At 29.7% G+C, this 9,377-nt stretch carries 9 protein-coding genes and 1 riboswitch; of the genes, 2 read left to right on the forward strand and 7 right to left on the reverse strand.

All coding sequences use genetic code 11. The features are described 5' to 3' along the window. The first annotated feature begins 169 nt into the window (after positions 1–169). On the forward strand, positions 170–1,237 hold the full coding sequence (locus NSA58_RS11175) for an XdhC family protein (RefSeq protein ID WP_074429753.1): 1,068 nt from the start codon (positions 170–172) through the stop codon (positions 1,235–1,237). A gap of 226 nt (positions 1,238–1,463) precedes the next feature. On the opposite strand, the gene NSA58_RS11180 is transcribed toward NSA58_RS11175, so the two are convergent. Then, positions 1,464–2,654, reverse strand: coding sequence for a DUF819 family protein (locus NSA58_RS11180; RefSeq protein ID WP_039678238.1), 1,191 nt, complete (start codon positions 2,652–2,654; stop codon positions 1,464–1,466). A 297-nt stretch (positions 2,655–2,951) separates the two neighbouring features. Then, on the reverse strand, positions 2,952–3,194 hold the full coding sequence (locus NSA58_RS11185; RefSeq protein ID WP_074429752.1) for a hypothetical protein: 243 nt from the start codon (positions 3,192–3,194) through the stop codon (positions 2,952–2,954). Between the two features lie 225 nt (positions 3,195–3,419). Here NSA58_RS11185 and NSA58_RS11190 point away from each other — a divergent pair, with 225 nt between their 5' ends. Further along, complete coding sequence (locus NSA58_RS11190; protein WP_039678229.1) at positions 3,420–4,169, forward strand: EFR1 family ferrodoxin; 750 nt, start codon at positions 3,420–3,422, stop codon at positions 4,167–4,169. 117 nt (positions 4,170–4,286) lie between these two features. Here NSA58_RS11190 and NSA58_RS11195 read toward each other — a convergent pair whose 3' ends face one another. The 5 genes from NSA58_RS11195 to NSA58_RS11215 all read right to left on the reverse strand — a co-directional run bounded on the left by NSA58_RS11195 (position 4,287) and on the right by NSA58_RS11215 (position 9,284). Then, positions 4,287–4,457, reverse strand: coding sequence for a DUF2935 domain-containing protein (locus tag NSA58_RS11195; protein ID WP_316713256.1), 171 nt, complete (start codon positions 4,455–4,457; stop codon positions 4,287–4,289). A 109-nt stretch (positions 4,458–4,566) separates the two neighbouring features. Next, on the reverse strand, positions 4,567–5,754 hold the full coding sequence (locus NSA58_RS11200) for a M20 family metallopeptidase (RefSeq protein ID WP_257560470.1): 1,188 nt from the start codon (positions 5,752–5,754) through the stop codon (positions 4,567–4,569). 15 nt (positions 5,755–5,769) lie between these two features. Beyond that, positions 5,770–7,161, reverse strand: a complete 1,392-nt coding sequence (locus NSA58_RS11205; RefSeq protein ID WP_257560471.1) for a YfcC family protein — start codon at positions 7,159–7,161, stop codon at positions 5,770–5,772. Positions 7,162–7,311: 150 nt separating this feature from the next. Then, positions 7,312–7,491: riboswitch (Lysine riboswitch) on the reverse strand. A 98-nt stretch (positions 7,492–7,589) separates the two neighbouring features. After that, complete coding sequence (locus NSA58_RS11210; RefSeq protein ID WP_039678232.1) at positions 7,590–8,411, reverse strand: nitroreductase family protein; 822 nt, start codon at positions 8,409–8,411, stop codon at positions 7,590–7,592. A gap of 381 nt (positions 8,412–8,792) precedes the next feature. Further along, entirely contained in the window at positions 8,793–9,284 is a 492-nt protein-coding gene (locus tag NSA58_RS11215) for a hypothetical protein (protein WP_257560472.1), read from the reverse strand. Between the last annotated feature and the right edge of the window lie 93 nt (positions 9,285–9,377).

Raw genomic sequence — 9,377 nt, forward strand, 5'->3', positions numbered from 1 at the left:
GAAGATTTCTATTTAGTTAAAGAAAGAGTATTAATACTATTAGATGCTGAAAAATGGGAAGATGTACCTGTAAATAAATTAAAAGATGCTTTTAGGTTAATAGATGAAAGTATAGATGTAATGATTATATAATATTAAATATAAAATATAAAACTTGGAGCTGAACATAATGTACAATAATTTATATAATGATTTACTTAAAAAAGTTAATGAAGGAAATCAATGTGTCATGCTTACTTTTTTAAATAATAATGAGACAAACCCTTCTATAAAAGAAAAGATTTTATTAACTAAAAGTGATATAGATAATAAAGCACATCCTATACATAAAGCTATATATGAAGGAATTAACAATGCAATTTCTCTAGAACAAATTCATACAGTTAACCTTGAAAATAATGAAACTGTGTTAGTCGAGCCATATTTTCCAAAACCAAGGCTAATAATATTTGGTGGTGGTCATATAGCAAAGCCTTTGTGCGAATTTGCTAATCGAGTTGGTTTTTTAGTTACTGTTGTAGATGATAGACCTTACTTTGCTAATACTCTTCGCTTCCCTGAAGCTAAAGAAGTAATTTGTGAAGATTTTAAGAAATCCTTTGAAAATATTGAATTTAGACAAAGTGACTTTGTTGTTATTGTTACAAGAGGACACAGACATGATGGCTTAGTTTTGAGAAATGTTATAAATCATGATCTAAGATATATTGGTATGATAGGCTCAAAACGTAGAGTTAAAGGTTTGAAAGAAGAATTAATTTCAGAAGGTTTTTCAAAAGAAGCATTAGAAAATATTTGTTCCCCTATTGGAATGGATATTTTTGCAGTAACTCCTGATGAAATTGCCATATCCATAGTTGGAGAACTTATTTCATTTAAAAACAGACGTGTTGTAAATAATAAAGCTATAAAACACTCTTATCCTGAGTTTGACAAAGATGTTATCTCTAAAATAAATAATGAAGACCCTATGCCTAAAGCCATATTAACAATCCTTTCTTCTAAAGGATCTGTTCCAAGAAAAGCTGGAGCTAAAATGATTGCTTATCTGGATGGTAGAACACTTGGTAGTATAGGCGGAGGATGTAGTGAGGCTGAAATCTTAAATAAAGCTAGAAAAATGATGAGCGATGGTTCTTCTTATTCAATTGAACATGTGGATATGACTGGCGAAGTAGCTGAATCTGTTGGTATGGTATGTGGCGGAACTATGGAGGTATTGATAGAAATATTTTAAGTAATATAAGGGCATAATATTTTTAAGTTGTTCTCCTTTAAAGTGAAAAAATAAATTTAAATAATACTAATTATGATTTAAATGTCCAAGAGTGTATCAAAAAAGATACACCCTTGGACATTTTGGTTTGTTAGCATAAAAGCTTAATTATTAGCTTTTATTAATAACTTGTAATCTATAATTGCAAACCCTCTTAAATAAATTTAAGCTCATTTTTTATCTTTCTCTACAAAATAACTTGAAGTATATTCCCAACAATTATTCCAGCGTAATTTCCTAAAACATATCCCCATACACCAGCTATCATTGTAGGAACTATTAAACTATTCCATCCCTTAGCTATAGCCATGGCTACAGCAGTAGTTGGTCCTCCTATACAAGCATTTGATGCAAGTAATAATTCATCTAATTTAAACTTAAACAGCTTGCCTACACCTAAAGTTACAATTAAATGTATAGATACTGCTAATATGCAGAAAACTAATATAAACGCACCATTTTTTATTATTTCTGATATTGACGCTGGCACTCCAAGAACTACAAAGAATAAATAAATTAAAAATGTACCTATTTCCTCGGCTCCATTGATTTCTTCTAATTGTTTAGAGAATACTGTAGCTACTATCAACATTAAAGTTGTCATTATTAAATACATATTTCCGAAAATAGAATTAGCCATTTTTAATAATATATTTGAAGTTGGTATCACTGATGATATAAACTCAGACAATAAATTAGATAAACTTGCTACTGAAAAAGCAATTGCTAAACATATAGCTATATCCTTTAATGATATCTCTTTTTTTGTCCAATATGTAGAACTTCCACTTATATTTTCTTCACCTTCTGTAGCCATACCCCACTTATTTTTGAAAAATAATATAGAAGGTATCGACATAGTTGCAAAGAAATACACAGCCATAACTAAATTATCAGCTACTATTGTTGCATTAGTTATATTTTCTGGAGTTTTAAAAGCATTCGTCATAGCAACAAAGTTAGCTCCTCCTCCAATATATGAACCTGTCATCATTCCAGCTATCTCAGCTACATGTGGTATTATCGAACTTAATAAAAATGCTGATATAAATGTACCTACTACTGTTCCTAGGGCTGATATATGAAATGCACCTAACATTTTTCCACTTTCATTTTTAACTTTCTTGATATCTGCTTTTAATAATAAAAGCGGTATTGCAACTGGTACTACATATGACCAAACTGAATCATATACAGCACTCTCTGTCGGTATTATTTTTAAATTTGCAAATATAATTGCTCCTAATAATGCTATAATTGCTCCCGTTACTTTAGATGCCCATTTGTATTTTTGTTCTAATACTATACTTATAGCAGACCAAACTACTAAGAATGTCCATAACATCCATGTATTGTCACTACTTATTAATGAATTCACATTATTTCCTCCTCTGTATTTTTTAATCAAGCTATATTTTAATATATCTGACATATATCTTCATAGTACCACCTCCTTTTATTTTTCAGTATATAGTGGCCTATAAAATCTTTAGGCTATGAGCTAATTATCCATCTTTAATTCTCACCATGCTCTTTTCATCATTTTCACAAATTCCTATTTATCTAAATTTGGCACTAACACTAATAAGTGTTAGATTGTGTTGTTTTTTATTTTTCATGTAGTACCTCAGTTTAAGGTTTCATTATATCATTTTTATGTAGAGTATTTATATTACTAGCCCAGTTCCATATATCCTTTTCCATACAGACATTGAAAAGCCACCCAGTTACATCCTTGCATAACTGCATTGCCCATAAAAGTCATGCCTAATGTTGTCTTTGCATTTGGATAAATTCTATAGTCTTTTCCTAATTTTTGATATACTAATTTGGCAATTTTAAGTCCCCTACTTACAACAAGTGCTTTAAGTTCTACAGAGTCCAACTCTCTTCCCTCTATTTCATATCTATTCAACATAAATTCCCAATTTAGTTTATTATAGTCTAAAAATAGATTAAAGTTTAAGCAAGATGTGATAAAATGAATCTGAAATTTTACAAATAGTGAATACTTCAGAAAGTATCTCAACTGGAATTAATGACTATTATAAATTATAATAAACATATGAATTTAAATCAGCACATGTTCATTATAATTAATTAAGGGTTAAAATTTTTAATATACAATTAAGGAGATATGATTATGATTTTATATTTTACAGGAACAGGCAATAGCAGGTATGTAGCTCGTAAAATTGCCGAGGAAATAAATGATGAAATAATCTCAATAAATGAACTTATAAAACATGAAAGTACAGAAGAACTAATATCTACGGATAGACCATTTATATTTGTATGCCCCACTTATGCATGGAGATTGCCAAGAGTAGTTACAGACTTTATTAGAAAAACGAAATTTTCTGGAAATAATAAGGCATACTTTATAATGACTTGTGGAGAAGATACATCAAAAGCAATAAACTATATTCAAAAACTATGTAATGATAAGGACTGGCAGCTAAAAGGTATGGCAGAAGTAATAATGCCAGAAAATTATATAGCTTTATTTGATGTACCTGATAAAGAAACATCAAATAAAATAATCGAAGAATCTTCTCATCTAATTTATAAAATTGCTTCGGATATACGTGATGAAAAAGATTTTGAGATTGTTGAACCTAGTGGTTTTGGTGGAACAATAAAAAGTGGAATAACAAATATAGCATTTTATAAGTTTATTGTTCATGCCAAAGGTTTTTATTCTACTAAGCAATGTATTGGATGTGGAAAATGTGTTGATCTATGTCCTCTAAACAATATTAGTTTAAAGGATAAACAACCACGCTGGGGAAATAAATGCACTCATTGCATGGCGTGCATTTGTGGCTGTCCTACTAAGGCTATTGAATATAAAAATAAAACACAGACTAAAGAAAGATATTACTTAAAATAAACAATTGTTCAAAAATCGCCTTAGGCAATTTATATCAATACCTAAGGCGATAAAAATCTATTATATAATATCACAAAAGCTGTATAATCTGAATTAGAGTCTCATCTGCAACACAATCTATTGTTGATCTGTAATAGCCAAAACTTCTTTTCTTAAACATTTGAATTCATGAGTAAAGTCATTTGCAGTATCAATCAATTCCTCTTCTGTAAGATCTAGTAGTTCTCTTATGAAAAGTTCATATTTCATCATTACCCTGTGACAAAATAATATGTTATGTGATAAAATTTTCTTTTATTCTTAATTCATATAACCTTTGATGGTGAATCAACATATAATTATAAAAAGTATTACCAGTTTGCGGTAATACTTTTTGTTTTATTTTTTATACTAAAATCTATTTTAAATGATTTTTCTTAATCTCATCAAGCAGTCCATCTTGCAAGTAAATCTCCAATGCACACCCTACCATAGCCTTTACTGATTTATGGAGTTTATCATAAGCTTCTTTAGAATTTGCATAATTTAAAAACTCTTTCTCATGAACATATACCATAGGCTCTATATCTAAAGCTATTTCAGTATACATAGTAGGGCAAACTTGACTTACGTTTCCTATATCTGTTGAACCTACTGGACCATCTTTTCCTTCTAATATATCAGTTATACCTACATCAATTAAATTATTCTTTGTTATATCTTGAAGTATTTTGTTGTTTACTATATTATCAAAAGAATTTTCAAAGTATCTGTAAGTTAGTTTTGCACCTGTCATTAATTCTGCACCTTTTGCACAGTTTATAACCTTTTTAGTTACTTCATCTAAATAGCTTCTTTCACCAGCTCTTATATAAAACTTACAAGCTGCTTTTTCTGGAACTATGTTTGGAGCTTCTCCTCCATTTGAAACTATTCCATGTATTCTAACATCTGATTTTACATGTTGTCTTAGCGCATTTATTCCTGCAAATGTAAGTTGTACTGCATCTAATGCATTGACTCCCATGTGAGGATGGCTGGCTGCATGTGCTGCTACTCCTTCAAAACTAAATTCTAATGAATCTATTGCCAAAGCTCTACAGTTTATATTATTAAAAGCTTCTATATGCATTTGATAACATACATCAATATCATCAAAAGCTCCTGATTTAACTAAATCACATTTTCCCCCTGTAGTTTCTTCAGCTGGTGTTCCTATTAGTACAATTTTCCCTTTAAAATCTTCTTTTAGTTTACTAAGTACTATACAAGCTCCTAATGTTGATGCTGCAATCCAGTTATGACCACAAGCATGACCTGCTTCTTTGTTTTCTCCGTATCCAGGTAATGCATCATATTCTGCTAAAAATGCTATAGTTGTACCATCATTATCTCCCAGTTCTGCCCTAAAAGCCGTATCTAGGTTGCAGTATGGATAAGTTGTATCAAATCCATATTCCTTCATTTTATCTACTAAATATTTAGATGATATGTATTCTTCTTCCCCTAGTTCTGGATTATTAAATATAAAATCACATACTTCTTCTATTTCTCTTCCTAGTTCATTTTCTATATCATAAGCTCTTTTCTTTATATTTTCTATCATAATTTACCCCCTATATTAGAACCCTATATATAGTCCTGTTGTTAAAAATGCCATTGTAGTAATTATTAATATGACCATTAAAGGCATTATAAATCTAATCCATCTCGACCAAGGAATATTAGCTAGTGCCAGTGCCCCCATTAAAACTCCTGATGTTGGTGTTATTAAGTTAGTTACACCTATACCAAATTGATAAGCTGTAACTATCATTTGTCTAGATACATCTACTAAATCTCCAAGTGGTGCAAGAACAGGTACTGTAAGCGATGCAAGTCCTGATGCTGATGGTATTAAAAATGCGATTAAACCTTCTATTAAGAATGTTAAATTTACAAATATGGCTTTTGGTAAACCATTTAATACACTTGCTGCTGAATTTAAGATTGTATCTATTATGTATCCATTTTCTGCTATTATTACTATTCCACGTGCAAATGCTATGCATAATCCTGCTGACATTAAATCTTTTGCTCCACTTGTAAATGAGTTAACTATTTCATCTTGTTTTAGTCCTGATGCTAGTCCTGATATTACACCTATAGCTGTAAATACCATTGCAATTTCACTTATATACCAGCCTTGTGTTAAAACTCCATATACCATAGTTGCCATACCTATTGCGAAAATTGCTATTACCATAGCTTCCTTTGTTGTAAATGCTTTTATATTTGTATCACTACTATCTATTGTTTCTTGATTTAGTGATATATCCTTAACTAAAGACTTTGTAGGATCTTTTTTAACTTTGTTAGCATAGATCATAACAAATCCTATACTTATGCTCATAAATATTATAAACATAATAACTCTATACTCTATCCCAGAACCTGGTGCTATGTGTGAAAGTGCTTGTGCTATTCCCACAGAGAAAGGATTGGTAGTAGCTGCTGCAAATCCAGTTGTTGCTCCTATAAATACTGTTGCCACTGCTGTTAATGAATCATATCCCATACTAGTCATAAGCGGAATAAATATCATATAAAAAGGTAGTGTTTCTTCACTCATTCCAAATGTTGTTCCACCTAGTCCAAATAAAATCATGGAGATTGGTATTATTAAAAATTGGAATTTTTTCATTCTATTTACTATATGAGCTATAGCTGCTTCTATGGCTCCTGTTTTGTTAACTATTCCAAAAGCTCCTCCAACTATTAAAACAAACCCAACTACTTCGGCTGCATCTATAAATCCATTTATAGGTGCTGTAAATACATCAGTAATTCCCTGTGGGTTTGATTCTACTTTTTCGTAAGTTCCAGCTACAACAACCATTTTATCTTGTATTTCTTGTCTTTCAAAACTTCCACTTGGTACTATCCAAGTAAGAACTGCCATTACTACTATTAGTAAAAATATTATAGCAAGTGTGCTTGGCATAGTAAACTTTTGTCTTCTTAAAGTGCTCATTTTTTTACTCCTCCATTTTGTAAGTTAAAATATTTTATTATCCCTTTATTTTTTCTATCTTAGTTTGAAGAAGTATAAAAAAAGCCCAACATGTATACATGTTGAGCTTAATATGCTAAATACAACATACCTACATCTTCCCTTTATCTTACTTAAGATAGCTCTCCATCAAAACTTGGGATAATTTTGATGACAGTCCTGTACTTATTAAATACAGTCCCAGCACTAGCTTTGGACACTAGAACTTCGGCACTTACTCCTTTTATATTGATTCATTGGCTTCCGACCTCTTCAATATTACTCTTAGTAAATGCAACCTCTACCTCAATCTTTTTATTAGATGAGGTATTTTTATTAAATTTCTCTTTGTTGTAAATATTTTAGCATAATTTGTAAAAAATTGTAAATATATTGATTTAATGATATATTTATTTCCATGTTATATCTGCATCTTTTCTAGGTACAGTTCTTGAATATTTTACATCAGGATAGCCAACAATCATACAAGTTACAATCTTTTTGCCATCTTCTATACCAAGATACTCCATGATTTCTTTGTTTGACTGAGATGCTCTAACTAAAAAACCACTAAAAAATGTTCCAAGTCCTAGGGCATTAGTCATTAATTCCATGTTAGAAGATGCAAGAGCTCCATTTACATCAGAATCTGATACTACAAGTATTACTGCAGGAGCATTGAAAAATAGCATGTCATTTTTCTTAGGGTCTTTTTTATAAGCATCATACATTTGTAACCATATCTTTGCGTATTTTTGTACTTGCATATTTTCTGGAGTTTTGTTTGCAAGTATGTAGTCTCCTAAATTTTTTAATGTATCTATTACCATAGATTTTAACTCATCTATATTTTCTTTTACTACTATGTATGAAACATTTTGAAGGTTTCCTCCTGTTTGAGTAAATCTTCCTGCTTCAATTATTTGGGCAAGTTTTTCGCGCTCAACATCTTTGTCTTTAAACTGTCTTATTGTTCTTCTAAATTTTATAAAATTAAGAAGATTATTTGCATCTATTTCAAATTCTTCTTTGTTATAATTTTTTACATCATCCATATTGTATTCATCTGTATATACTGCATTTTTAGGGCATATAGCAATGCAATGACCACATTTCATACAAGTTTCATTTTTTATATTAGCTTTTTTATCCTGCATTTCTATATCTCTAACAAAACAATCCTTAATACATAACCCACAACCTATACATTTTTCTCTATCTATTTTCATCATAAAACCAACTCCTATTTATATATTTCAATCATGTTATACTTAAATCTATTGTTCATCGAATCTAACCTACAAATTGAATTTTAACAATCAATTTCAAAATTTACTATCTTATCATTGCTCAAACTTTTTGTATCTTAATTATACCATAGTTAACTTGATCCCAAAAATATAGAATATATACAAAGAGGACTATAAAATTTGTTTTATAGCCCTCCGTAAATTTAATTATTATTTTTTATACAATTGAATTTTTAATCACAATAAATTTTTGTGTGTTTTAATTAAATCTATGCTAAAGACGATTGAATCTTAATAATAAAATTCAATCTATGAAAATAGTCATCAGCACAAGAAATTTTTTAACATGCTAAATAAAAGTGTTTACCAATACTCTTTTCCATATCTATAATCATCATCATATTTTTTGTATCTATAATCATAATCATGTTTTTTACATCTGCATTCATCTTCGTCATCATCATATTTCTTACATCTACAATCATCGTCATCATGCTTTCTACATCTGCATTCACATTCTAAATCTTTCTCTTTATCTTTTTTGCATCTACATTCATCATCGTCACGCTTTCTACATCTGCATTCACATTCTAAATCTTTCTCTTTATCTTTTTTGCATCTACATTCATCATCATCATGCTTTCTACATCTACATTCACATTCTAAATCTTTCTCTTTTTTATATCCATAATCATAGTCATGTTTTTTGCATCTACATTCATCATCGTCATGCTTTCTACATCTGCATTCACATTCTAAATCTTTGTCTTTTCTGTATCTATATTCATTGTAATCTTCTTCATAGTAATTATAATTTTCTCCATAACCTATGCCTCTATAACTTTTAAATTTCATTAAATATCACTCCTATATATTATATTGAGAGAGTCCCTTAAAGAAACTCTTGATATAATATATACGTATTCGACAAAATTGTTAATATTTCGT

This window comes from Terrisporobacter muris (assembly GCF_024621905.1).
Lineage (GTDB): Bacteria > Bacillota > Clostridia > Peptostreptococcales > Peptostreptococcaceae > Terrisporobacter > Terrisporobacter muris.

Excerpts from the sequence above, each read along its gene's own strand:
- NSA58_RS11175 (WP_074429753.1), top strand. The coding sequence starts at position 170 with ATGTACAATAATTTATATAATGATTTACTTAAAAAAGTTAATGAAGGA.
- NSA58_RS11185 (WP_074429752.1), bottom strand. The coding sequence starts at position 3,194 with ATGTTGAATAGATATGAAATAGAGGGAAGAGAGTTGGACTCTGTAGAA.
- NSA58_RS11190 (WP_039678229.1), top strand. The coding sequence starts at position 3,420 with ATGATTTTATATTTTACAGGAACAGGCAATAGCAGGTATGTAGCTCGT.
- NSA58_RS11200 (WP_257560470.1), bottom strand. The coding sequence starts at position 5,754 with ATGATAGAAAATATAAAGAAAAGAGCTTATGATATAGAAAATGAACTA.
- NSA58_RS11205 (WP_257560471.1), bottom strand. The coding sequence starts at position 7,161 with ATGAGCACTTTAAGAAGACAAAAGTTTACTATGCCAAGCACACTTGCT.
- NSA58_RS11210 (WP_039678232.1), bottom strand. The coding sequence starts at position 8,411 with ATGATGAAAATAGATAGAGAAAAATGTATAGGTTGTGGGTTATGTATT.
- NSA58_RS11215 (WP_257560472.1), bottom strand. The coding sequence starts at position 9,284 with ATGAAATTTAAAAGTTATAGAGGCATAGGTTATGGAGAAAATTATAAT.